Annotated in this window: 14 protein-coding genes and 1 riboswitch; of the genes, 6 read left to right on the forward strand and 8 right to left on the reverse strand. The window is 67.7% G+C overall.

Features of this window, described 5'->3' with window-relative positions; all coding sequences use genetic code 11:
* Nucleotides 1-63: 63 nt before the first annotated feature.
* From ACTJJM_RS18980 to ACTJJM_RS18990, 3 genes are read right to left on the reverse strand one after another with little or no spacing between them, the layout of a single operon-like run.
* Nucleotides 64-975, reverse strand: a complete 912-nt coding sequence (locus tag ACTJJM_RS18980) for a BPSS1780 family membrane protein (protein WP_440865884.1) — start codon at nucleotides 973-975, stop codon at nucleotides 64-66.
* 49 nt (nucleotides 976-1,024) lie between these two features.
* Nucleotides 1,025-1,771: a glutamine amidotransferase gene (locus tag ACTJJM_RS18985; protein ID WP_010482408.1), complete on the reverse strand. Its 747-nt coding sequence runs from the start codon at nucleotides 1,769-1,771 to the stop codon at nucleotides 1,025-1,027.
* Nucleotides 1,743-3,578: a GspE/PulE family protein gene (locus ACTJJM_RS18990; RefSeq protein ID WP_049413208.1), complete on the reverse strand. Its 1,836-nt coding sequence runs from the start codon at nucleotides 3,576-3,578 to the stop codon at nucleotides 1,743-1,745. The genes ACTJJM_RS18985 and ACTJJM_RS18990 overlap by 29 nt, the downstream gene beginning before the upstream one ends.
* A gap of 83 nt (nucleotides 3,579-3,661) precedes the next feature.
* On the opposite strand from ACTJJM_RS18990, the gene glyQ reads away from it, so the two are divergent.
* The 4 genes from glyQ to ACTJJM_RS19010 all read left to right on the forward strand — a co-directional run bounded on the left by glyQ (nucleotide 3,662) and on the right by ACTJJM_RS19010 (nucleotide 12,576).
* A complete protein-coding gene (glyQ, locus tag ACTJJM_RS18995) occupies nucleotides 3,662-4,573 on the forward strand; it encodes a glycine--tRNA ligase subunit alpha (RefSeq protein ID WP_019337946.1) in 912 nt (303 codons plus the stop codon).
* A 77-nt stretch (nucleotides 4,574-4,650) separates the two neighbouring features.
* Nucleotides 4,651-6,726 carry a glycine--tRNA ligase subunit beta gene (gene glyS / locus ACTJJM_RS19000; RefSeq protein ID WP_440865885.1) on the forward strand — a complete coding sequence of 692 codons (2,076 nt, stop codon included), beginning with the start codon at nucleotides 4,651-4,653 and terminating at the stop codon, nucleotides 6,724-6,726.
* A 196-nt stretch (nucleotides 6,727-6,922) separates the two neighbouring features.
* Nucleotides 6,923-8,719: an autotransporter assembly complex protein TamA gene (locus tag ACTJJM_RS19005; RefSeq protein WP_082587830.1), complete on the forward strand. Its 1,797-nt coding sequence runs from the start codon at nucleotides 6,923-6,925 to the stop codon at nucleotides 8,717-8,719.
* On the forward strand, nucleotides 8,716-12,576 hold the full coding sequence (locus ACTJJM_RS19010; protein WP_100447105.1) for a translocation/assembly module TamB domain-containing protein: 3,861 nt from the start codon (nucleotides 8,716-8,718) through the stop codon (nucleotides 12,574-12,576). The genes ACTJJM_RS19005 and ACTJJM_RS19010 overlap by 4 nt, the downstream gene beginning before the upstream one ends.
* Before the next feature lie 51 nt (nucleotides 12,577-12,627).
* Here the strand turns inward: ACTJJM_RS19010 and ACTJJM_RS19015 are convergent, their stop codons facing one another.
* Nucleotides 12,628-13,728, reverse strand: a complete 1,101-nt coding sequence (locus tag ACTJJM_RS19015; RefSeq protein WP_126560662.1) for a hypothetical protein — start codon at nucleotides 13,726-13,728, stop codon at nucleotides 12,628-12,630.
* On the reverse strand, nucleotides 13,725-14,501 hold the full coding sequence (locus ACTJJM_RS19020) for a hypothetical protein (RefSeq protein WP_312384801.1): 777 nt from the start codon (nucleotides 14,499-14,501) through the stop codon (nucleotides 13,725-13,727). The genes ACTJJM_RS19015 and ACTJJM_RS19020 overlap by 4 nt, the downstream gene beginning before the upstream one ends.
* Before the next feature lie 122 nt (nucleotides 14,502-14,623).
* Here ACTJJM_RS19020 and ACTJJM_RS19025 point away from each other — a divergent pair, with 122 nt between their 5' ends.
* Both ACTJJM_RS19025 and ACTJJM_RS19030 read left to right on the forward strand, forming a co-directional pair.
* Nucleotides 14,624-16,771 (forward strand): S46 family peptidase, encoded by a 2,148-nt coding sequence (locus tag ACTJJM_RS19025; RefSeq protein WP_440865886.1) that lies wholly within the window; start codon nucleotides 14,624-14,626, stop codon nucleotides 16,769-16,771.
* 135 nt (nucleotides 16,772-16,906) lie between these two features.
* On the forward strand, nucleotides 16,907-20,353 hold the full coding sequence (locus tag ACTJJM_RS19030; protein ID WP_049480339.1) for a hybrid sensor histidine kinase/response regulator: 3,447 nt from the start codon (nucleotides 16,907-16,909) through the stop codon (nucleotides 20,351-20,353).
* A gap of 99 nt (nucleotides 20,354-20,452) precedes the next feature.
* On the opposite strand, the gene ACTJJM_RS19035 is transcribed toward ACTJJM_RS19030, so the two are convergent.
* The 3 genes from ACTJJM_RS19035 to acs form a co-directional block, all read right to left on the reverse strand.
* Nucleotides 20,453-21,028, reverse strand: coding sequence for a manganese efflux pump MntP (locus tag ACTJJM_RS19035; RefSeq protein ID WP_143994941.1), 576 nt, complete (start codon nucleotides 21,026-21,028; stop codon nucleotides 20,453-20,455).
* Between the two features lie 88 nt (nucleotides 21,029-21,116).
* Nucleotides 21,117-21,206, reverse strand: a riboswitch (yybP-ykoY riboswitch).
* 181 nt (nucleotides 21,207-21,387) lie between these two features.
* Nucleotides 21,388-22,053: a response regulator transcription factor gene (locus tag ACTJJM_RS19040; protein WP_005420420.1), complete on the reverse strand. Its 666-nt coding sequence runs from the start codon at nucleotides 22,051-22,053 to the stop codon at nucleotides 21,388-21,390.
* A gap of 121 nt (nucleotides 22,054-22,174) precedes the next feature.
* Entirely contained in the window at nucleotides 22,175-24,118 is a 1,944-nt protein-coding gene (gene acs, locus ACTJJM_RS19045; protein WP_049480338.1) for an acetate--CoA ligase, read from the reverse strand.
* Nucleotides 24,119-24,188 lie beyond the last annotated feature (70 nt).

Genomic DNA, 24,188 nt, shown 5'->3' on the forward strand with positions numbered 1-24,188 from the left:
CCCCCCCCCCCCCCCCCCCCCCCCCCCCCCCCCCCCCCCCCCCCCCGCTACCGGTGGGGCCGGTCAGGCGTGGAACACGTCGCTCGAGGTCGGCGTGGTCGGAATCGGCGGCGCCGCGCGGCTGCCGCGGTGCACGAACATCTGCTTCCACGCGGCGTAGACCGCGCCGACATACAGCGGCATCAGCACCGTGGTCAGCACCAGCTGGGCGATGAAGGCCGCGGCCAGCGGGCCACCGATCAGCATCGCGATCTGGATCACGATCACGAACAGGATGTACATGCAGAACGCGGCGATCAGGCCGAGTGCGGCGAACACGAACATCGCGCCGATGTTCTCGATGCAGCCCTGCAGGCTCAGGCGCAGCGCATGCATGCCGCTCTGCTTGTCGAACACCACCAGCGCCGGCTGGGTGAACATCGCCAGCGACAGCGCCACCGCGCTCAGGAACACCAGCAGCATCCACAGCGCGATGCGCTTGGCCGGCAGGTTGGCGACCAGCGCCGCTGCATCGTCCGGCTTGATCTGCTGGCCACTGCGGCTGATCTCTTCCATCTTGGTCATGACCTCGCTGAAGGCGGTGAAGCCCTCGCGGCCGATCATCAGGAACAGCAGCGCGCCCAGCAGCAGCACCGCCAGCACCTGGATCGCCAGCGGCACCAGCAGGTGGCTGACGCGGTGGTCGCGGATCGGCTGCAGCAGGTGCGAGGCCAGGCCCGGGCGGCCTTCGTCGATCTCGCCCACGGCATACAGCATGCCGCCGAACATGATCGGCGAGATGGACAGGGTCATCAGCTGTACGGCCATGCCGGCGGCGCCGGGAATCAGCGTCGACAGCAAGGTCACCACCCAGCTCACCAGCAGCCAGGTCAGGCCGATCCGGGCCAGCTGCAGCGGCGCACGCCGGTACAGCGAGAACGTATCCAGCAACCACTGGGCGCCCGCCGAAGCCGGCAGCTTGCGAATCTCTTTCATGGACATCCGGGAAGGACAGGAGGGGCCGGGCGGCTGCCCGTGCCGCCGATTATCCCTGTTTTGCCGCCGGCTGGGCTGAAGACAGCCGCGCCTGGCGGACGAAGCGGCGCAACAGCTGGCGGGCCAGCGGCGCGGCGCTGACCGCACGCTCGATGCTGCGGGCACAACCGCCGTGGCGACCGATGCAGTCGGCACGGGCGCGCACGTAGCCGCGCATGTGGTGGGTGGCGAATTCCGGATGGAACTGCACGCCCCAGGCCTGGCGGCCCCAGCGGAAGGCATGGCAGCCGTCCAGTGGTGAGCGTGCCAGCACTTCGGCGCCATCAGGTGCGCGCAGCACGGTCTGCAGATGGGTGGCATGGGCGGCGAAATGCTGCGGCAGGCCCTGGAACAGCGGGTCCTGCGCCGCCTGCGGCTGCAGTTCCAGCTCGATCGTGCCCGATTCCCGCCCGGCCGGGTTGTAGGCCACCTCGCCACCCAGCGCGTGTGCCAGCAGCTGGTGGCCGTAGCAGATGCCGAACACCGGCAGATCGTCGTGGGCGGTCTGGCGCAGCCATGCGGCGCTGCGCTCACTCCATTCGGCGTGGTCGGTGACGAAGGCGGCCGAGCCGGTCACCAGCACGCCAGCGAACGCATGTGGGTCGGGCAGAGCGCCACCGTGTTCGACATCGACCACCACCGTCTCGTGTTCTTCCAGCCCGGCGGCGACCCGGATCCAGTGCGGAAAGCGCCCGTAGCGTCGCAGCGACGGTACCGGGCGGCCGGTTTCAAGGATCAGGAACGGGGCTGGGTTCATCCGGGGGCGGCAGGACTGACAGGACTTCCTCGATTGTAGTCAGCCCCTGCGCCACCTTTTCAAGCCCGGCCTGGCGCAGGGTTCGCAGCCCTTCAGCCCGTGCGGCCCGGCTGAAACCGGCCAGATCCATGTCGGCACGGATCTGCCCGCGCAGCCGCGAGCCCAATGGCAGCAACTCATACAGCCCGATGCGGCCAAGGAATCCGGTGCGCCGGCACTCCAGGCAACCGACCGGCCGACAGGGCGTGGCGGCATCTGGATATGCAGCATGGCTATCAGCCAGCACCGCCCAATCGGCGGCGCCGAGGCTGTGCGGCTGCTTGCAGTGCGGGCACAGCGTGCGCACCAGGCGCTGGGCGAGGATGCCGTTGAGGGTGCTGGCCAGCAGGTAATGCGGCACGCCCAGGTCGAGCAGGCGGGTGACCGCCGACGGCGCATCGTTGGTATGCAGGGTGGACAGCACCAGGTGGCCGGTCAGCGAGGCCTGCACCGCCATCTGCGCCGTTTCCAGGTCGCGGATCTCGCCGATCATGATGATGTCCGGGTCCTGCCGCAGCAGGGTGCGCACGCCGCTGGCAAAGTCCAGGTCGATGTTGGTCTGCACCTGCATCTGGTTGAATTCGGGCGCGATCATCTCGATCGGGTCCTCTACTGTGCAGACGTTCACGTCCGGCGTCGCCAGCCGCTTCAGCGTGGAATACAGGGTGGTGGTCTTGCCCGAGCCGGTCGGGCCGGTCACCAGCACGATGCCGTGCGGGCGCTCGACCAGCGCATTCCAGCCGGCCGCTTCCTGCGGGCTGAAACCGAGCTGGTCGATGCTCTTGAAGGCAGCATCGGGGTCGAAGATGCGCATCACGCACTTCTCGCCGAAGGCGGTGGGCATGGTCGACAGGCGCATCTCGACTTCGCGGCCGCCCGGCGAGCGGGTCTTGATGCGGCCGTCCTGCGGGCGCCGGCGCTCGGCCAGGTCCATGCGGCCGAGTACCTTGATGCGGCTGACCACGGCGGTCATCACCGCCGGCGGTACCTCGAACACCTTGTGCAGCACGCCGTCGATGCGGAAGCGCATGCGCCCCATCTCGCGGCGTGGCTCCAGGTGGATGTCCGAGGCGCGCTGTTCGTAGGCGTACTGCAGCAGCCAGTCGACGATGTGCACGATGTGCTGGTCGTCGGCATTGACGTCGCCGGTGCGGCCCAGCTCCACCAGCTGCTCGAAGCTGGGCAGGGTGGTGTTGGCCTCGCCACGCACGTCGCCACGGGCGCCGCGCACCGAGCGGGTCACCCCGTAGAACTCCATGGTGTAGCGGTGCAGGTCCAGCGGGTTGACCACCGCCAGTTCGATGCGGCGGCGGGTCAGGTGCTGCAGGTCGCGGCGCCATTCCTGCACCAGTGGCTCACTGGTGGCCACCAGCACGCGCTCGGCATCCACCGCCAGCGGCAGGAAACGGTGGCGGCGCGCGTAGGCGTGGGAGACCAGCGCGGTCACCGCGGCGACGTCGACCCGGGTCGGGTCGATGCGCAGGTAGCGGCTGCCGGTACGCCGGGCCAGCCACTCGGTGAGGCGCTCCAGGGTCAGTTCGCCGCCGCCGGTGGCGGCCAGCTTGAGGTTGGACAGCAGTACCAGCGGATGCACTTCACTGGCGTTGCGTGCGCCCTGCGCGGAAAACCGCATGCGCTCGCGGTCCTGCTCGGCCACCAGGTCATCGGCGACCAGGGCCGCGGCAATCTGCTCGAAATGCAGCCGTCCCCAGGGCAGCGGGACGCCGCCCGCCTCGCCGGGCGTGCCTGCCGGCAGCCGATGTTCCATCTGCCTGCTCCTCCCGGGTACGGAATGCCCCGCAGGTCGGCCGTTATACTAGCGCACCCCCTTGCCGGCCAAGACTCGTACGCATGTCCGCGACCCCGACCGTTCCGATCACCTTCCAGGGCCTGATCCAGACCCTGAACCAGTTCTGGGCCCAGCAGGGCTGCGTGCTCATCCAGCCGCTCGACCTGGAGGTGGGTGCCGGTACCTTCCACCCGGCCACCTTCCTGCGTGCGATCGGGCCGGAAAGCTGGAACGCGGCCTACGTGCAGCCGTCGCGACGCCCGACCGACGGCCGTTACGGCGAGAACCCGAACCGCCTGCAGCGCTACTACCAGTACCAGGTGGCGATGAAGCCGGCGCCGGACAACATCCAGCAGCTGTACCTGGATTCGCTGAAGGCACTGGGCATCGATCCGCTGGTGCACGACCTGCGCTTCGTGGAAGACAACTGGGAATCGCCGACCCTGGGCGCCTGGGGCCTGGGCTGGGAAGTCTGGCTCAATGGCATGGAAGTGACCCAGTTCACCTACTTCCAGCAGGCCGGTGGCCTGGAATGCCGCCCGGTGCTGGGCGAGATCACCTACGGTCTCGAGCGCCTGTGCATGTACCTGCAGAACTGCGACAACGTCTACGACCTGGTCTGGACCTACGGCCCGGACGGCCAGCCGGTGACCTACGGTGACGTCTACCACCAGAACGAGGTGGAGCAGAGCACCTACAACTTCGAATACGCCGACGTGGAAGAGCTGTTCCACCGTTTCGACGCCTGCGAGCGTGAAGCGCAGAAGCTGGTGGAAGTGAACCTGCCGCTGCCGGCCTACGAGCAGGTGATGAAGGCCAGCCACACCTTCAACCTGCTCGATGCACGCCGTGCGATCAGCGTGACCGAGCGCCAGCGCTACATCCTGCGCGTGCGCGCGCTGGCCCAGGCGGTGGCCAAGGCGTACTACGAGCAGCGCGAGAAGCTGGGCTTCCCGGGCGCGAAGAAGGCCTGACGGCCGCTCCCTCCCTCTCTCAACTTCCGGGGCGCCGGACGCGTTGCGCGCTGCGCCCCCATCACAGGATCGAACCGATGAGCCAACTGTCCCCCCTGCTGATCGAACTGGGCACCGAGGAGTTGCCGGTCAAGGCGCTTCCGGGCCTGGCCCAGGCGTTCTTCGACGGAGTCGTCGAAGGCCTGCGCAAGCGCGGCATCGCGCTGGAACTGGGCGATGCGCGCCCGCTGTCGACCCCGCGCCGACTGGCCGTGCTGCTGCCGGGCGTCGGCCTGGAACAGCCTGAGCAGCACAGCGAAGTGCTGGGCCCGTACCTGAACATCGCGCTGGACGCCGAAGGCCAGCCGACCAAGGCCCTGCAGGGTTTCGCCGCCAAGGCCGGGATCGACTGGACCGCGCTGGAAAAGACCACCGACAACAAGGGTGAGCGCTTCGTGCACCGCGCGGTGACCCCGGGCGCGAGCACCGCCAGCCTGCTGCCGGAGATCCTGCGCGAGGCGATCGCGGCAATGCCGATTCCCAAGCCGATGCGCTGGGGCGACCACGCCTGGGGCTTCGCGCGCCCGGCGCACTGGCTGGTGCTGTTGCACGGCGCCAACGTGGTCGAAGCCGAACTGTTCGGCCTGCAGGCTGGCCGCGTCAGCCGTGGCCACCGCTTCCACCACGACCAGACCGTGTCGCTGGCGCAGCCGCAGGACTACGTTGAAGCCCTGCGCGCTGCGTTCGTGCTGGTCGATCCGAGCGAGCGCCGTGCGCGCATCGTCGCCGAGGTCGAGGCCGCTGCGGCCAAGGCCGGTGGCAGCGCCCGCATCACCGACGACAACCTGGAGCAGGTGGTGAACCTGGTCGAGTGGCCGTCGGCGGTGCTGTGCAGCTTCGAGCGCGCGTTCCTGGCGGTGCCGCAGGAAGCGCTGATCGAGACGATGGAGATCAACCAGAAGTTCTTCCCGGTGCTGGATGACAGCGGCACGCTGACCGAGAAGTTCATCGGCATCGCCAACATCGAATCGAGGGACGTGGCCGAAGTGGCCAAGGGCTACGAGCGCGTGATCCGTCCGCGTTTCGCCGATGCCAAGTTCTTCTTCGACGAGGACCTGAAGCAGGGCCTGGTATCGATGGGCGACGGCCTGAAGACGGTGACCTACCAGGCCAAGCTGGGCAGCGTGGCCGACAAGGTGGCGCGCGTGGCCGCCCTGGCCGAAGTGATCGCGCCGCAGGTCGGCGCTGACGCCGCGCAGGCCAAGCGCGCCGCGCAGCTGGCCAAGAACGACCTGCAGTCGCGCATGGTCAACGAATTCCCGGAACTGCAGGGCATCGCCGGCCGCCACTACGCCGTGGCCGGCGGTGAATCGGCCGAGGTGGCGCTGGCCATCGACGAGGCCTACCAGCCGCGCTTCGGCGGTGACGACATCGCGCTGTCGCCGCTGGGCAAGGTGCTGGCGATTGCTGAACGCGTGGACACCCTGGCCGGTGGTTTCGCCGCAGGCCTGAAGCCGACCGGCAACAAGGACCCGTTCGCCCTGCGCCGCAACGCGCTGGGCCTGGCCCGCACGATCATCGAAAGCGGCTTCGAGCTGGACCTGCGCGCGCTGCTGGCCAGTGCCAACGCCGGCCTGGCCGCGCGCAACGTGCAGGCCGACATCGGCGAACTGTACGACTTCATCCTTGACCGCCTGAAGGGCTACTACGCTGACAAGGGCGTGCCGGCCACGCACTTCAACGCCGTGGCCGAGCTGAAGCCCGCCTCGCTGTATGACTTTGACCGCCGCCTGGATGCGATCGGCACCTTCGCCGCGCTGCCGGAAGCCGAAGCGCTGGCCGCGGCCAACAAGCGCATCCGCAACATCCTGCGCAAGGCCGAAGGCGAGATTCCCGGCCAGATCGACCCGGCGCTGCTGCAGGAAGACGCCGAGCGCGCGCTGGCCGAAGCGGTCACCGCCGCCATCGACGACACCAGCGCCAGCCTCCACCAGAAGGATTACGTGGCCGTGCTGGCGCGCCTGGCGCGCCTGCGCCCGCAGGTCGACGCGTTCTTCGATGGCGTGATGGTCAACGCGGAAGATCCGGCGCTGCGTGGCAACCGCCTGGCGCTGCTGACGATGCTGGGCGAGCGCCTGGGCAAGGTCGCGGCAATCGAGCATCTGTCGAGCTGAGATGTAGTGCCAAGCAAGCTTGGCACCCACCGGTAGTGCCGGTGGATGTCCATCGGGGTCATTGCCGGCATCGCGCACGATGCCGGCATCCTCGCCTGCGATCACGATGATCGCCACAAAGGCGCGTATTTTGACCGCCACTTAACAACCGATCCCCAATGACGTGATGCATTTCGCATCGTCACCTTCGGTCGGTATGCTGTGCCGCATGCAGCCAAAGAAATACGCCCTGCCGCTGATGGTCCTGTCGCTGGCCGCCACCTCTGTGGTCCACGCGCGCGGCACCATCGACAAGGTGGACATCAAGGGATTGGACAAGGGCGACGACGCCGCAATCATCGAGAACATCCAGGAATCGCTGTCGCTGTACGACACGATCGGCAAGGAACAGGGCGAATCGCGCCTGGAGTACCTGCTGTCGCAGGCCGAGCGGCAGACCCGCCAAGCACTGGAACCGTTCGGGTACTACAACCCGGTGATCAAGGTCGAGGCGCCGCGCGAGGACGAGCACGTGCGCGTGCTGATCCATGTCGACAAGGGCACCCCGGTGACCGTCCGCCGCGAGCACATCGACATCACCGGACCGGCGATGTACGACCAGTACCTGCAGGACGACCTGGCCGCGTTCAAGCCGCGCAAGGGCCAGCGTTTCGAGCACACGCAGTACGAAGCCAGCAAGATCACCGTCACCCGTCGCCTGGCGGAGCGTGGTTATTTCGATGCCGACTACACCCAGCGCCAGGTGCAGATCACCCGTGCCGACAACGCCGCCGACATCGACCTGACCTGGGACAGCGGTCGCCGCTACAACATGGGGCCGGTGCGTTTCGAGCAGGACTACTTCGTCGACAAGCTGTTCGACCCGCTGGTGTACTGGGACCAGGGCAGCTACTTCCACGAGGGCAAGCTGGACCGGCTGCGCGAGTCGCTGACCAAGCTGGACTATTTCAGCGTGATCGACATCCAGCCGCGGCCCGACCAGGCCGATGCGAATGGTGAAGTGCCAGTGGATGTGAAGCTGACCCGTGCCAAGCGCACCATCTACACCGCGGGTCTGAGCTACGGCAGCGAGAGTGGCCCGGGTGTGCGCGGTGGCATCGAACGGCGGTGGCTGAACAACCGCGGCCACAAGATGAACACGCAGCTGGACTATGCGCAGAAGCGCAAGAGCCTGGTCACCAGCTACCGCATTCCGGCCTTCAACTGGCTTGATGGCTGGTACACCTTCGCTGCCAGTGCGTATGACGAGCAGACCGACTACATCGACCTGCGCAACTTCAAGCTGATCGCCAGCCGCAGCGGCGAGATCAACGAACACTGGACCGCGATCGCCTCGATCAACGCGCTGCGCGAGCGCTGGCGCTATGCCTCCGGCACCGAATTCACCGACGCGGTCTACAACACCTCGACGCTGGTCTACCCGCAGCTGGTCGCTGACTACGTCAACGTCGATGACGAACTGTTCCCGCGCAAGGGCATCAGCGGTACCGCGACAATGCGTGCCGGCGTTGAAGGTGCCGGCTCGGACACCAGCTTCGTGCAGGCCAATGCCGTGCTGCGCTGGTACATCCCGGTGGGCGAAAGCAACCGCCTGATCCTGCGCGGCGAGGGTGGCACCACCTGGACCAGCGATCTGGTGGCGATGCCGCCGAGCCTGCGCTACTTCGCCGGTGGTGACCGCAGCATCCGCGGCTATGCCTACCGCGAGGTGGGCCCGCGGACCCCTGCACCGGACAAATACGCGCTGGGTGCCAAGAACCTGGTGATCGGCTCGGCCGAGTACGAGCACTATTTCAATGGTGGCCCCTGGGGTGCGGCGGTGTTCGTCGATACCGGCAGCGCCTTCGACAACACCATTGATCTGCACACCGGCGTCGGCTTCGGCGTGCGCTGGAAATCGCCAGTGGGTCCGGTGCGCGTGGATATCGCGCATGGCTTGAACAACCCCGATTCGCAGTTCCAGCTGTACCTCAACATCGGAGCGGACCTGTGAGTACGCCCGCACCCACTCCGAACCCGACCACGCCGCCGCGCGTGCGCTTCTACCGCCGCCGCCGCTTCTGGGCCTGGTCGGGTGTGGGCGTGCTGGGCCTGGTGCTGCTGGCCCTGCTGGCGGTCTACTGGCTGCTGCAGACCGTGGCCGGCCGTGACGTGCTGCTGGCACAGGTGGTGGCGCGGCTGCCGGTGGGCGCCAGCTTCACCTGGGACAAGGTGGACGGCCCGGTGGCCGGCCCGCTGACCCTGTACAACGTCGACTTCCGCTACGACGACATCCATTTCCACGCCGAGCGCGCGCACCTGGAGCCGGACCTGCGTCCGCTGCTGGGCCGCAAGCTGCTGCTGGACAAGCTGGAGCTGACCAACGCGACGCTGAACCTGGCCAAGAGTGACGAGCCGTTCAAGCTGCCGTCGTGGCCGGATTCGCTGCCGCAGATCGAGATGCCGTTGGCGATCCAGGCCGATGCCATCGCCATCGATGGCTTCCGCATCAGCCAGGCCAACGAGCCGGTGATCGACATCAGCCGCGTGCGTGGCGGCATCGAGATCGCCAACGGCGAGTTCCAGGCGCACAAACTGGTGGTGGACAGCGACATGGGCAATTTCACTGCCCAGGGCCGCTATATCCCGGCCAAGGACTACGACACCGACGTGACCGTCACCGCAGTGCTGCCGGCGCCGCGTGGCCGCACGGCCGCCACCGTCGGCCTGGTCGCCCGTGGCGACCTGTCGCACATGGAGGTGGCCGTAGCTGGGCGCGCGCCGAAGCCGCTGCACGCGATGCTGGTGTTCGATGGCCGCACCGATCCGAGCTGGAGCGCCAGCATCCGCAGCGACGAGCTGGATCTGGCGCTGCTGTCGCCGGCACTGGCCAGCTCGGCGATCGCACCACTGGCACTGGACTTCACCGCCGCCGGCAAGGGCGGCAACGCCAACCTGCGTGGCAAGGTGAAGCAGGGCGATCAGGCACTGGAACTGGCACCGTCGGTGGTGTCGCTGAAGGACCAGGTGCTGAAGGTCTCACCGCTGCTGGTGAAGGGGCTTGGCGGTGAGGTGCGCCTGGAAGGCACCGCCGATTTCAGCCAGGAAGACCAGCAGAAGCTCAACTTCTCGGTGGTCGCCCATGATCTGACCTACGTACCGGCGCCCGATCCGAACACCGCCGGCAGCGCACCGGTGCCGGTCACCCTGAAGGAAGCACGCTTCGGTCTGGCCGGTACCCTGAAGGCCTGGGCGGCGATCGGCCGCGCCGAGGTCGAGCGCGACGCGCAGAAGGCGCAGCTGCACTTCGACGTGCGCGGCAACGATCAGGCCGCGTCGATCCACCAGCTGCAGGCGCAGACGCCGGGTGGCCAGCTGCAGGTGGAAGGCCAGGTGGCGTGGGCACCGCAGCTGGACTGGGATGCCAAGGCCACGCTGAAGGATTTCGACCCCGGCTATTTCGTGCCGGGCTGGAATGGCCGCCTGTCCGGCAACCTGGCCTCCAAGGGCCGCCAGCTGCCGCCGCCGGCAAACGCACCGCCGGGTACCGCCGGCACGCTCGAAGCCACGGTCGATCTGCCGTCGTTGAAGGGCGTGTTGCGCCAGCGCAACCTCGACGCGCAGGGCAAGTTCGCGCTGCAGGGCGCGCAGGGCCAGGGTGACCTGAAGCTGTCGCTGGGCAGCAGCCGGGTGACCGCGTCGGGCAAGGTCGGTGATCGCCTCGACATCGATGCACGCTTCGAGCCACTGCAGCTGAGCGATCTGCTGCCGGGCGCCGATGGCGGCCTGCGTGGCCAGGTACAGGTGAAGGGCCCGCGCGATGCGCCGGACATCACCGCCGACCTGGTCGGCAACAACCTCAACTGGGACGGCTACGGCGCCGAGAGCGTGAGCATCAAGGGCCACCTGCCGTGGCGCGGCGACAGCGGCACGCTGGCGATCCAGGGCCAGCAGGTCAATGCCGGCATGCTGCTGGAACGCTTGAACGTGGATGCGCAGGGCAGTGTCTCCAACCTGCGCCTGGCCGCGCAGACCCGCAACGAGATGGGCGCGATCGAGCTGCAGGGCAGCGTCCGCCAGCAGGGCGCGCAGTGGCGTGGCGAGCTGGCCGCGCTGCGCATCGCACCGGTGAAGGGCGATGCCTGGTCGCTGCGTGCACCGGCGGCGTTCGCGATCAACGGCAGCACCTACACCCTGGGCGAAGCCTGCCTGGCCGCGACCAGCAGCGGCACGCTGTGCGCACAGGCCAACTGGCCGCGCGAGGGCCTGGTGGTGCGCAGCGATGCACTGCCGCTTGCGCTGGTGCAGCCGTGGTTGCCACCGCAGTCCGGCCGTCGCATCTACCTGCGTGGCGATGTCAGCCTGGACGCGCAGATCCGCCCGCGCGGCAATGCATGGGAAGGCCATGTGGAAGTGCGCTCGAAGGAAGGCGGCGTGCGCCTGGGTGAGAACCGCAACACCGTGGGCGACACCACCCGCGGCGAGCTGGTGCGCTATGACCAGTTCTCGCTCAAGCTCGACATGACCCCGGCCAGCATCAAGGGCTATCTGGGCATGGGCTTCCAGGGCAACGGCTTCGTCGATGCCAGGATGCAGACCGGCTGGGAAGCCAGTGCACCGCTGAACGGCGAGCTCTACCTCAACATGTCGCGGCTGTACTGGCTGGAGCTGTTCTCGCCGGACATCGTGCGACCGACCGGCCTGATCGAGGGCCACGTCAGCCTGCGTGGTACGCGTGGCCAGCCGTCGCTGGGTGGCGACGCGCAGCTGAGCAACTTCAAGGGTGAATTCCCCGCGCTGGGCCTGACCTTCGACCAGGGCAAGGGCAGCTTCGTGGCGCAGCCCGACGGTTCGGCCAAGATCACCGCGCAGGCCAACTCTGGTCAGGGCACGCTGTACGTGGATGGTGGCCTGTCCTGGTTTGGCGATGCACAGCCGCTGCAGCTGAAGATCCACGGCGAAAACGTGCTGCTGTCCAACACCAGCGAGCTGCGCATCGTCGCCAATCCCAACCTCGACTTCACCCTGGCCAAGGCGGCGATGGAGCTGCGTGGCACCGTGCACGTGCCCGAGGCCGACATCGACCTTGAGCGCCTGGATCGTGGCACCTCGGTGTCCGAAGACGTGGTGGTGCTGGACCCGGCCGATCCGGAGGAGTCGCGCACCTCGCCGCTGGACATGGACCTGACCGTCAGCCTTGGCGACAAGGTGAAGATGACCGGCTTCGGCCTGAAGGGTGCGCTGACCGGCAAGATGCAGGTCTGGGCCAAGCCTGGCCGCGAAATGACCGCCAATGGCGGGCTGGAAGTCAGTGGCCGCTACAAGGCGTATGGGCAGGACCTGACCATCACCCGTGGCAACCTCACCTGGAACTACAACGCGGTGTCCGACCCGCGCATCAACATCCGTGCCGAGCGCCGGATCGGTGATGTCACCGCCGGCATCGACGTGACCGGGCGTGCGCAGCAACCGCGTGCGGACGTGTGGTCCGATCCGGCGATGTCGCAGTCCGAAGCACTGGCCTACCTGGTGCTGGGCCGCAGCCTGACCGGTGCCAGCAGCGACCAGACCCAGCAGGTCAACGCGGCTTCCGCGGCGCTCTCGGCCGGCAGCGGCCTGCTGGCTTCGCAGCTGGGCGCCAAGCTGGGCCTGGACGACGCCGGTGTGAGCCAGTCGCGCGCGCTGGGCGGCTCGGTGATCGGTGTCGGCAAGTACATCTCGCCCAAGCTGTACGTCGGCTACGGCGTGTCGCTGGTCGGTGCCGGTTCGGTGATCACGCTGAAATACTTGCTGCGTCGCGGCTTCGACGTGGAAGTGGAATCGAGCACGGTGGAAAACCGTGGGTCGATCAACTGGCGGCGGGAGAAATGACCGGGTCGGGGGCGGTGCCCTTTCGTTGAGAGGGTCCGACCCCCGGCATCTTCAGCTGCGGCGCAGCCGCTGGCGGTGCCCGGACAGGTCCATGCTCCACAGCAGCAGCGCACCCAGCAGCGCCGGCAGCACGCTGAGCACGGACAGCATCACCAGGAATGACACTGGCAATTCCATGCGGGCGGGCTTGCCCCGGCGCAGCTGGTAGCGGATCCATGCCGTGGCCAGCACGGTCCAGGCCAGCAGCCAGCACAGCGGTGCCAACCACAGCGAAGGCGAGGGCACCCACAGGTAGACGGCGGTACCGACCGCTGCGATGGCTGCGCAGGCGACCGGCAGGGTCAGCCAACGCAGCCGGGAAGGCGGCACGGACGGGTCTTCAGGGGCGCTCTGCCAGACGAACAGATGACGCAGGCCAATGGCCAGCAGCGTGCCGAGCAGTGGCGCCAGCGCTGCCGTGCCCAGCACGATCGCCCTGCGCTGCTCTTCCGACTGGTAGGGCAGCAGCGTGCTGGCGATCTGGGTGGTGGCCAACGCGATGAAGGCCATCAACGTCAGCGCCACGCTTGCCAGCAGTGCACGCAGCAATGACAACTGTGCCGCGGTGAGGCGGGTGACATCGCTGGCGCCGGCCCAGAAACGGGCTTGGCCCGCATCGATGCCGGGCGGCAGAGGACGGTCCTCCTGGCAGCCCAGTACGTCCATCAACGCTGCGGCCTGGCGCGGCACGCGCAGCGGCAGCGCGGACATCAGGTTGCGCAGGTGCGAACGCGGTTCGCGCAGCTGCTGAAGGCGGCTGGCAGCGTCATCGTGGCTGGTCCAGCGCCCGCCACGCGCCTCCATCTGCTGGGCCAGCAGATCGGTCTGCGCGGGCAGTTGCAGCCAGTCCTGCCAGGCGTGTTCGGCCAGCTCGCGCAGTTCGCCTGGTGCCAGGCCGCAGCCCGCGTCGTCCCAGCCGAAGGCCTGGTAAAGCGCCGCGGCTTCGGACAGGTTCATGGGCGCCTGCCGCGCGCGCAGCGCCTGCAGCACCCTGGCACTGACTTCAGCGCGCTCGTCCAAGGACCACTGGCTGCGCAGGCCCTGCAGGTACACCGCGAAAGGCTGCGGGTCGGTGGATTTGGCGCGCTCCAGCAGGTCCATCCAGTTGCTCATGGGTTTGCCTCGTGTGGGGGCTGCAGGCTTGAACGATCACTGTGTGCATTGCCGGGGGAGCTGGAAAATGCCCCGCGGAGGATTGCGATGGTGGCCAGCAGGGCGCACGTCAGAAGCAGTGCCAAAGCGACCGTTCGCCGCGTGAAGCGTCTGCGTGACGGCACGGAATGGTGCAGGGCGTCGCATGCGGCCGCCCAGAACATGACCTGCCTGCGCTGCAATGGCGGTGGGAGCGCCACGTGCGCCATCACAGGCACGCCGACAAGGTAATGCAGCGTTTCACGCATTTCGTGCCGCGTGCGCGCGGACAGCGCCTGGATGTGCGCGCGCAGTGGGTGCCAGGGGCCACTGAGCCGGGCGACACGGGTGCGGGCCTGCACCACCGAAACCGGCGCATTCTCGAGATGCATGTAACGGGCGAGCGCGGTCTCGTTGCCTGGCACCAGCAACCAGCACAGGTGCATGCTGTGGCCGAGGGCGGCCATGTCGTAGCACTCGCGGATACTGTCCCGGTCATACCACTGGAAGCGGTCGGCCAGCTGCTCGAAGCTCGCTTGCGGGAACGGTGTAGTGCCCTTCATCAGCCGTTGCCAGGTTGCCAGGTTCACCGCGCCAGCATCCGCAGGGGGCTGCAGTTCCGGGGACTGCTGCAGCCAGGCTGCGAAGTCTGCCGGATCGCGTTGCTGACCGTTGCGGACGATGCGGTCGGCAAGCGCCTCGGCGGCAGATGGCCCTGTCGAATGCGTGGTGCCCAGATCGATTCCTGCGATCATCGGTCCTTCCCTGGTATCCGTGCCTGATTCTAGCCAGCATCGGTGCCCCCAACCATCGGCCGTTGCCCCATCGGCCCCCAGCGGCTATGGTCCCCGGCTGTTCTGTATTGCCGGAAACGCCGATGTCTGCCCGTAAAACCCTTCCTGTCGCCCTGGCCCTGGGCCTGACCCTCGCCGCAGGTGCCCATGCCGACGAAGGCATGTGGATGCCGACCCAGCTGCCGGAACTGGCCAAGCCGCTGCAGGCAGCCGGTTTCAAGGGCAATCCGGCCGACCTGGCCAACGTCACTGCGCCGCCGCTGAGCGCGGTGGTGCGCGCCGGTGGCGGCACCGGTTCGTTCGTGTCCGCCGACGGCCTGCTGCTGACCAACCACCATGTGGCGATGGGCGTGATCCAGTACAACAGCTCGCCCGAGCACGACCTGATCAACGGTGGCTTCATCGCCAAGGACCGTGCCGACGAGCGTCCGGCCAACCCGGACTTCCGCGTGCTGGTCACCGTCGGCTTCGACAAGGTGACCGACCAGGTGCTGGCGCAGGCGCGTGGCAAGACCGGTCGCGCCTACTACGATGCGGTGGATGCGGCCAGCAAGCAGATCGTGGCCGAGTGCGAGAAGGACGGCAGCGTGCGCTGCTCGGTGGCCAACATGTACTACGGCACCGACTTCTACCGCATCGCCCAGCTGGAACTAAGCGACGTGCGCCTGGTGTATGCGCCGCCGCGTGCGATCGGCAACTACGGCGATGAGACCGACAACTTCATGTGGCCGCGCCACACCGGCGACTTCACCCTGCTGCGCGCCTATGTCGGCAAGGACGGCAAGCCGGCCGCCTACAGCAAGGACAACGTGCCCTACCAGGCACCGGCGCACCTGCAGATGTCGGTGGAAGGCCCGAAGGAAGGCGATTACGCGATGCTGGCCGGTTACCCGGGCATCACCTACCGCCACCGTACCGCGGCCGAATTCGCCGGCCAGATCGATGCCGTGCTGCCGCGCCGCGTGTCGGTGTTCCAGCAGATGATCGACACCATCGAGGCCGCCACCGCCAAGGACGCGCAGGCGCGTACCCGCTATGCCTCGCAGCTGCAGTCGCTGAAGAACAACCGCAAGCGCGCCGCTGGCGAACTGGAAGGCCTGCTGCGCAGCGACGCCAAGGCCCAGCGTGCCGCCGACGAGACCGCGATGCTGGCCGCGACCGACCGCAAGTACCAAGGCGACATCAAGGCGCTGCTGGCCAACCTGTCGCAGGGTGCGGCGGTGGGCGAGCGTGACCTGCTGCTGGACCAGATCGCCGCGCAGAGCCAGCTGCTGCGCTCTGCGCTGCTGCTGGAGCGCCTGCGCATCGAATCGGCCAAGCCTGACGCGCAGCGCGAGAGCGGTTACCAGCAGCGCGACCAGGCGATGATCGAAGGCGTGCTCAAGCAGGTCCAGCGCCGCTACGCACCGGAGGTCGAGAAGGCCCTGCTGACCACCTTGCTGACCCGCTACCAGCAGCTGCCGGACGCGCAGCGCGTGGCCGAGTTCGACGCGGCCTTCGGCCGTACCCCGGAGCAGCTGGCCAAGGCGCTGGACACCCTCTATGCCGGCACCCAGCTGGGTGACGAGGCGCAGCGCCTGTCGCGCTTCACTGCCGCACGCGAGGGCAAGGCACTTGCCGCCGATCCGCTGATCGCCGTGGCCGGCCCGCTGGTGGCCGCGCAGCTGCGCATCGAGAACGAGAGCAAGACCCGCGAAGGCGAGCAGCTGCGCCTGCGCCCGGCGTACATGCAGGCGCTGTTCGCCTGGCGTGCCAAGCAGGGCCGTGCGGTGTACCCGGACGCCAACCGCACCCTGCGCATCAGCTACGGCAAGGTCGAGGCACTGCACCCGCGCGACGGCGTGACCTACTCGCCGGTGACCACCGTGGCCGGCATCGTCGAGAAGAACACCAACGCCTATCCGTTCGATGCACCCAAGCCGCTGCTGGCCGCGATCGCCAAGGGTGACTTCGGCAGCACTGCCGACCCGGCGCTGAAGACCCAGACGGTCAACTTCCTGACCAACCTGGACACCACCGGCGGCAACTCCGGCTCGCCGGTGCTCAACGCCAAGGGCGAACTGATCGGCCTGAACTTCGACAGCAACTGGGAGTCGGTCAGCGCCAGCTGGTGGTTCGACCCGCGCTACAAGCGCGCCGTGCACGTGGACATGCGCTACCTGCGCTGGCTGCTAGCCAAGGTCTACCCGGCGCCGGAACTGCTGAAGGAAATGGGCGTGCCGGCCCAGTAAGAAGCCGGCCACGACCAACGGTCGTGGCCCGCACCGCGTAGACCCCCACCCTGGTGGGGGCGGTTGCCCCCAACGAGCCCGCACCCCCGGCCACGCCTGGCCTACACTGCGGGTTCTTCCGACGGAAACGCACGCGTGGTCTCCAGCTGGATCCTGCTGCTGGTCTCGGTTGCCTATGCTGCGCTGCTGTTCGGCGTGGCGTGGTGGGGCGACCGTCGGCCGATGTACCCCGACCGGCCGTGGCTGCGACCGGTGGTCTACAGCCTGGCGCTGGCCGTGTACTGCTCGTCGTGGACCTTCTACGGCGCGGTCGGCACCGCCGTGCGCAACGGCGTGGGTTACCTGCCCATCTACATCGGCCCGCTGCTGCTGCTGCTGTTCGGCTGGCGCATCATCGAGCGCCTGGCGCTGATCGCGCGCAGCCAGAACGTGGTTTCCATCGCCGATTTCATCTCTTCGCGCTTCGGCCGTTCGCGGCGGCTGGCGGCGTTGGTGGCGATCATCGCGCTGATCGGCATCATTCCGTACCTGGCGCTGCAGTACAAAGCAGTGGCGATGAGCCTGCAGGTACTGACCGGCAACACCGGCCCGACCGGCTTCTTCACCGATCCGGCGCTGTACGTGGCGCTGCTGATGGCGTTGTTCGCCACCCTGTTCGGCACCCGCCAGGTCGATGCCACCGAGCACCACCACGGCATGATGCTGGCGATCGCCTTCGAATCGGTGATCAAGCTGCTGGCGATGGTGGCGGTGGGCGTGTTCGCCTACCTGTGGCTGAGCAACCGCACCGACGCGGTGGTCGAGTCGGTGCATACGCTGTTCACCGGCCTGCCGCCGGTGGGATTCATCTCGCAGACGCTGCTGAGTTTCCTGGCCATCATCTGCCTGCCGCGCCAGTTCCACGTGGCCGTGGTCGAATGTGGTGACGTGCGCGATGTGCGCCGCGCGCGCTGGATGTTCGGTGGCTATCTTGTGCTGATCTCGGGCATGGTGCTGCCAATCGCCACCGCCGGCGTGACCCTGTTCGGCACCGGCGGCAGCGTCGCCGACGATTCGATGGTGCTGGCCCTGCCGCTGGCCGAAGGCCGCAATGCGCTGGCGCTGATCGCCTATGTGGGCGGCTTCTCGGCGGCCACCGGCATGGTCATCGTGTCGTCCATCGCGCTGGCCACCATGGTCAGCAACGACCTGGTGATGCCGGTGCTGCTGCGCCGCAGTGGCGACCATCAGGAAGCCGCCGACGTCGCCTCGCGCGTGCTGTGGATCCGCCGCCTGGCGATCCTGCTGCTGGCGCTGATGGCCTACAGCTACTACCGCACCAGCAGCAACGACAGCACGCTGGCGTCGTACGGCCTGATGGCGTTCGCTGCAGTGGCGCAGTTCGCACCGGGCCTGATCGGCGGCCTGTACTGGCGTGGCGCCAGCCGGCGTGGCGTCGAGATGGGCATGCTGCTCGGCTTCGCGACATGGCTGTACACGCTGCTGCTGCCGGCGATGACCATGGCCGGCTGGGTTGATGCCGCCTGGGTGCAGCACGGTCCGTTCGGCATCGAGTGGCTGCGTCCGCAGCAGCTGTTCGGCATGACCGGCTGGGACCCGTTGACCCATGGCACGTTCTGGTCGCTGCTGGTCAACGCGGCGACGATGATGCTGGTGTCCGCACGCTGGCGACCCGGTGTGGACGAGCGCCTGCGCGCAGCACCGTTCCTCGACCCGTATGCCGAACGCCCGTCGGTGGCCGGCGGCTGGCCCGGCCACGTGCATGTGGGCGATCTGCTGGCACTGGCCTCGCGCGTGGTCGGCGAGCGCCATGCGCGGCGTTCGTTCTTCGAGCAGGCGCAGTCGCTGGGCCGTGAACTGCAATCCTCCGCGCCTGCAGACCGCCCGTGGGTGCAGTTCACCGAACGCCTGCTGGCCGCGTCGATCGGCGCGGCATCCGCACGCCTGTTGCTGACCAGCCTGCTGCGTGGCTCGGGCATGGACCTGGGCGAAGTGGTGGCAGTGCTGGACGAAGCCGGGCAGGAGCTGCGCTTCAACCGCGAGATCCTGTCGACCACGCTGGAGAACATCAGCGCCGGGGTCAGCGTGGTCGATCCGGACATGCGCCTGACCGCATGGAACCGCCGGTACCAGGACATGTTCGGCTACCCCGACGGGATGCTCTACGTGGGCCGCCCGGTGGCCGACCTGATCCGTTACAACGCCGAGCGCGGCGAACTGGGCGAGGGCGATATCGAAGTGCAGATCAACCGCCGCATCGGCTACATGCGCGCCGGTTCACCGCACGTGTTCGAGCGCACCCGCAGCGACGGCAAGGTGATCGAGATGCGCGGGCAGGCGCTGCCCGGCGGCGGTTACGTGACCAGCTACAACGACATCACCGACTACAAGCACGCGGAAAAAGCACTGCTGGAAGCCAACGAGACGCTGGAACAGCGCGTCGCCGAGCGCTCGCACGAGGCCGAGGTCGCGCAGCAGTCGAAGACGCGTTTCCTGGCAGCGATCAGCCATGACGTGCTGCAGCCACTGAACGCCGCGCGCCTGTTCGCTTCGGCGTTGCGTGACAGCGACCACGTGAGCGATGAGCAGAAGCACCTGGCCGAACGCGTGGATGCGTCGCTGCGCGCGGCCGAAGAGCTGCTGGATGGCCTGCTGGACGTGTCGCGGCTGGATGCCGGTGGCCTGCACCCGGTGATCGGCGAGTTCGACGTGAGTGCGTTGATGCGCGAACTGGCGGCGCAGTACACGCCGGTCGCCGCCGGTCGTGGCCTGCGCCTGGACCTGTTCGCGCGCCCGGCGTGGGTACGCAGTGATCGCCGCCTGCTGCGCCGCGTGCTGCAGAATTTCCTGGCCAACGCGTTGCGCTACACCCGCCAGGGGCGCATCGTGCTGGCGGTGCGCCATCGTGGCGACGAAGTGGAGCTGCAGGTATGGGATACCGGTCCCGGCATTCCCGAGCACCACATGCGGCAGATCTTCGATGAGTTCCACCGTTACCAGCAGCCGTTCGACTGGGGCGAGCAGGGTCTGGGGCTGGGCCTGTCGATCTGCCAGCGCATCTCGCGCCTGCTTGACCATCGCCTCAATGCGCGCAGCCGCGTCGGCAGCGGCTCGATGTTCTCGATCATCCTGCCGCGTGTGGCGCCGTTGCCGGGCTACGCCGAGCTGGCCACGCCGGTACAGGCGGTGGCTGCACCGGTACGCAGCGATTCGCTGGCCGGCCTGCGCGTGCTGTGCGTGGACAACGATGAGGAGATCCTCGACGGCATGCGTGCATTGCTTGGCCGTTGGCAGGTGCAGGTGATCACCGCTGCCACCGTCGACCAGGCGCTGGAGAAGATCGCCGAGCGCCCGCAGGTGATGCTGGTGGACTACCACCTGCACGACCGCATGGATGGCCTGGATGCGCTGGTGGCACTTCGCGAGGCTGCGGGCTACCCGTTGCCCGGCGCGCTGCTGACCGCCGATGGTCGCGACGAGTTGAAGCGGATGGCGCGCGAACGCGGCTACCGCGTGCTGACCAAGCCGATCAAGCCGGCCTCGCTGCGCGCCTTCCTGGGCGCGCTGCGGGATGCGCAGTAGCGCCGGGCGCCCCGCAGTAGATCCACGCCATGCGTGGATGTGACGTCTGGTAGTGCCGGCCGCTGGCCGGCAACCACGCAATCGCTTGCTTCCGATGCGTTACCCCACGCCGTGCAGGTGCTCGTACAGGATGGTCGCGCCGATGATCACCAGGATCACGCCACCGATGATCTCGGCACGCTTGCCGACCATGCTGCCCAGCACGCGGCCGAGCATGATGCCGGCGGTCACCATGGTCAGTGTGCACAGGCCGATGACCGCGGCCATCACGCCGATATGCACGTCCATGAAGGCCAGGCCGATACCCACCGCCATCGCGTCGATGCTGGTGGCGAAGCCGGTCAGCGCCAGCTTCCAGAAGCCGTGGTGCTGCGAGCGATCCTCGTCATCCTCGGCGCTGTCCGGGCGCAGGCCGTTGTAGATCATGTGGATGCCCAGCGCACCGAGCAGGCCGAACGCGATCCAGTGGTCGAAGGCTTCGACGTACTGCAGCGCGGCGCGGCCGAGCAGCCAGCCGATGATGGGCGTGATCGCCTCGATGACGCCGAAGATGATGCCGGCACGCAGTGCATCGCGGAACACCGGCTTGCGCATGGCCGCGCCCTTGCCGATTGCAGCGGCGAAGGCATCGGTGGACATGGCGAAGCCGATCAGAAGGATCGAAATGGGGGACATGGGCGGCTGTTGAGGTCGGGCTAGGACGGACGCACGGCCTGCGCTCGCGCCCAACCTGACGTTGCGCGCGCGGGCCGCTGGTCTCGCCAACCATCATGGTTGTCCACGCCACGGCGCACCGGCCGAGTATGTTGACGTGGACGATTCCTGCGAAGGAATCCGGCTACTCCCCAAGGGGACGCGAAGCTTAGCATCGCGATTCGCGCGTGGTGCATTTCCAGCGAAACGCGCAGGCAGGGCTGGTTTGTATAGCGATGGCTATAACACGGGCCAAGCAAAGGCGTGCCAAGCAAGCTTGGCACCTACCAGGACGGTTTCAGACGTTCCAGGCGAATGCCGGCCAGCGGCTGGCACTACCGTCAGTCTTCTTCCGGCGGCAGTACGATGGCGTCGTCGTCGATGGCCAGCTTGCCGGCCATCAGCACGGCCTGGGTGCGGTTGGTTACGCCGAGCTTGCGCAGGATGGCGGTGACGTGGGCCTTGATCGTTGCTTCGGAGACGTTGAGGTCGTAGGCGATCTGCTTGTTCAAGCGGCCGGCGCCGAGCATCTGCAGGACGCGGAACTGCTGCGGGGTCAGCTCGCGCAGGCGCTGGCCGACTTCGCGTTCTTCGCTGCCGGTGGGCGGCACGTTGTGCGCTTCCGGCGGTGCCCAGGTCTCGCCATCGAGGATGGTGCCGAGTGCATGGCCGATGGTGTCCGAGTCGGCCGATTTGGGAATGAAGCCGAGCGCACCGTGGTCGAGCGCGCGGCGCATCACCGTGGCTTCTTCGCGCGCGGACACCACCACCACCGGCAGCTGCGGATGCAGTGAGCGCATGTGCACGAGTGCGTTGAAGCCCTGCGCACCCGGCATGTTGAGGTCCATCAGGACCAGGTCGGCGTCGTTGTGCTGATCGGCCAGCGCGTACAGTGCTTCCACGCTGTCGGCCTCGAACAGTTGTACGCCCGGGATGACCCGCTGCACGGCCCCACGCAGGGCTTCGCGGAACAGCGGGTGGTCATCGGCAATCAGGAGGGTGGTCATGGGTCGAGCTTATCGATCAGGAAAAAGAGCGACGTGATGGCAGGTGCAGGACGGGTCGGACGCGGCCGGGTCCCTCCTCCCGGCCACGTCCCTGGCGCGTCCTGCGCCTGCAGTCACGCCATCAGCGCACCTTGCGCTCGTCCACCAGCGACGCCACCACCGACGGATCGGCCAGGGTCGAGGTGTCGCCGAGCTGGTCCGGCGCGTTCTCGGCGATCTTGCGCAGGATGCGGCGCATGATCTTGCCCGAGCGGGTCTTCGGCAGGCCCGGCGCCCACTGCAGGTGGTCCGGCGTGGCGATCGGGCCGATTTCCTTGCGTACCCACGCGACCAGTTCCTTCTGCAGTTCGTCGCTCGGCGCTTCTTCGGCCACCAGGGTCACGTAGGCATAGATGCCCTGGCCCTTCACGTCGTGCGGGAAGCCGACCACGGCCGCTTCGGCCACCTTCGGGTGCGAGACCAGCGCGCTTTCCACTTCGGCGGTGCCGATGCGGTGGCCGGACACATTGATCACGTCGTCAACGCGGCCGGTGATCCAGTAATAGCCGTCTTCGTCGCGGCGGCACCCGTCACCGGTGAAGTAGCTGCCCGGGTAGGTGCGGAAATACGTATCGATGAAACGCTGGTGGTCGCCGTACACCGTGCGCATCTGGCCCGGCCAGGAGTCACGGATGATCAGGTTGCCCTCGGTCGGGCCGTCCTGGATCTCGCCATCGGCATTGACCAGCGCCGGCTGCACGCCGAAGAAGGGCAGGGTGGCCGAACCCGGCTTCAGATCCATCGCACCGGCCAGCGGCGAGATCAGGATGCCGCCGGTCTCGGTCTGCCACCAGGTATCGACGATCGGGCAGCGGCTGTCGCCGACCACCTCGTAGTACCAGCGCCAGGCCTCCGGGTTGATCGGCTCGCCCACGCTGCCGAGCAGGCGCAGCGACGCGCGCGAGGTCTTCTTCACCGGTTCCTCGCCTTCGCGCATCAGTGCACGGATGGCGGTCGGGGCGGTGTAGAAGATGCTCACCTTGTGCTTGTCGATGACGTTCCAGAAGCGGGAGGTATCCGGGTAGTTCGGCACGCCTTCGAACATCAGCGAGGTCGCGCCGTTGGCCAGCGGACCGTACACGATGTAGCTGTGGCCGGTGACCCAGCCGACGTCGGCGGTGCACCAGTAGATGTCGTCCTCGCGCAGGTCGAACACCGCTTCATGGGTGTAGGCCGCGTACAGCAGGTAACCGCCGGTGGTGTGCAGCACGCCCTTCGGCTTGCCGGTGGAACCGGAGGTGTAGAGGATGAACAGCGGGTCTTCCGCGTTCATGCGTTCCGGTTCGCAGGTGGCCGGCTGGCTGTCCACCACATCGTGGAACCAGCGGTCGCGCGGGGCCTGCATGTCCACCGCGCCGCCGGTGTGGCGCACCACCAGTACGGTTTCAACCGTGTTCGTGCCCGGCAGCTTCAGCGCGGCATCGACGTTGGCCTTCAGCGGAATCCTGCGGCCACCGCGCAAGCCCTCGTCGGCGGTGATGATCAGCTTGCTCTGGCAGTCACTGACGCGGTCGGCAATCGAGTTCGGCGCGAAGCCACCGAACACCACCGAGTGGATCGCACCGATGCGGGCGCAGGCCAGCATGGCCACCGCGGCGTCGACGATCATCGGCAGGTAGATGGTGACCCGGTCGCCCTTCTTGACGCCGAGGTTGCGCAGCGCGTTGCCGAGGCGGCAGGTGCGCTCGTACAGCTCGCGATACGTGACGTGCTGGGCCGGTGCATCCGGGCCGTCCGGCTCGAACAGCAGGGCGGTCTTGTCGCCGCGCGTTTCCAGCTGGCGATCCAGGCAGTTCACGCTGGCATTGAGTTCGCCATCTTCGAACCACTTGATGTGGAAGTCGGACAGGTCGTAGCTGACGTTCCTGATCTTCGTCGGCTTGCGCATCCACTGCAGGCGCCCTGCCGCCTTGCCCCAGAAACCATCCGGGTCGGTCACCGAAGCCTGGTACTGCTGTTCGTACGACGTCTTGTCGATGCGTGCCTTGGCGGCGAACTGCGGATCGACGGGGTAGATATCAGCCATGGCACCCTCACTTGCACGTTGACTTTGTGTGTGCGGTCGCAGCATCGCAGCGACCGATCCCCCTCAGTTT

This window comes from Stenotrophomonas sp. 22692 (assembly GCF_052045015.1).
In the GTDB taxonomy this organism is placed as follows: Bacteria; Pseudomonadota; Gammaproteobacteria; order Xanthomonadales; family Xanthomonadaceae; genus Stenotrophomonas; species Stenotrophomonas geniculata.

Excerpts from the sequence above, each read along its gene's own strand:
- ACTJJM_RS18980 (WP_440865884.1), bottom strand. The coding sequence starts at position 975 with ATGAAAGAGATTCGCAAGCTGCCGGCTTCGGCGGGCGCCCAGTGGTTG.
- ACTJJM_RS18985 (WP_010482408.1), bottom strand. The coding sequence starts at position 1,771 with ATGAACCCAGCCCCGTTCCTGATCCTTGAAACCGGCCGCCCGGTACCG.
- ACTJJM_RS18990 (WP_049413208.1), bottom strand. The coding sequence starts at position 3,578 with ATGGAACATCGGCTGCCGGCAGGCACGCCCGGCGAGGCGGGCGGCGTC.
- glyQ (WP_019337946.1), top strand. The coding sequence starts at position 3,662 with ATGTCCGCGACCCCGACCGTTCCGATCACCTTCCAGGGCCTGATCCAG.
- glyS (WP_440865885.1), top strand. The coding sequence starts at position 4,651 with ATGAGCCAACTGTCCCCCCTGCTGATCGAACTGGGCACCGAGGAGTTG.
- ACTJJM_RS19005 (WP_082587830.1), top strand. The coding sequence starts at position 6,923 with ATGCTGTGCCGCATGCAGCCAAAGAAATACGCCCTGCCGCTGATGGTC.
- ACTJJM_RS19015 (WP_126560662.1), bottom strand. The coding sequence starts at position 13,728 with ATGAGCAACTGGATGGACCTGCTGGAGCGCGCCAAATCCACCGACCCG.
- ACTJJM_RS19020 (WP_312384801.1), bottom strand. The coding sequence starts at position 14,501 with ATGATCGCAGGAATCGATCTGGGCACCACGCATTCGACAGGGCCATCT.
- ACTJJM_RS19025 (WP_440865886.1), top strand. The coding sequence starts at position 14,624 with ATGTCTGCCCGTAAAACCCTTCCTGTCGCCCTGGCCCTGGGCCTGACC.
- ACTJJM_RS19035 (WP_143994941.1), bottom strand. The coding sequence starts at position 21,028 with ATGTCCCCCATTTCGATCCTTCTGATCGGCTTCGCCATGTCCACCGAT.
- ACTJJM_RS19040 (WP_005420420.1), bottom strand. The coding sequence starts at position 22,053 with ATGACCACCCTCCTGATTGCCGATGACCACCCGCTGTTCCGCGAAGCC.
- acs (WP_049480338.1), bottom strand. The coding sequence starts at position 24,118 with ATGGCTGATATCTACCCCGTCGATCCGCAGTTCGCCGCCAAGGCACGC.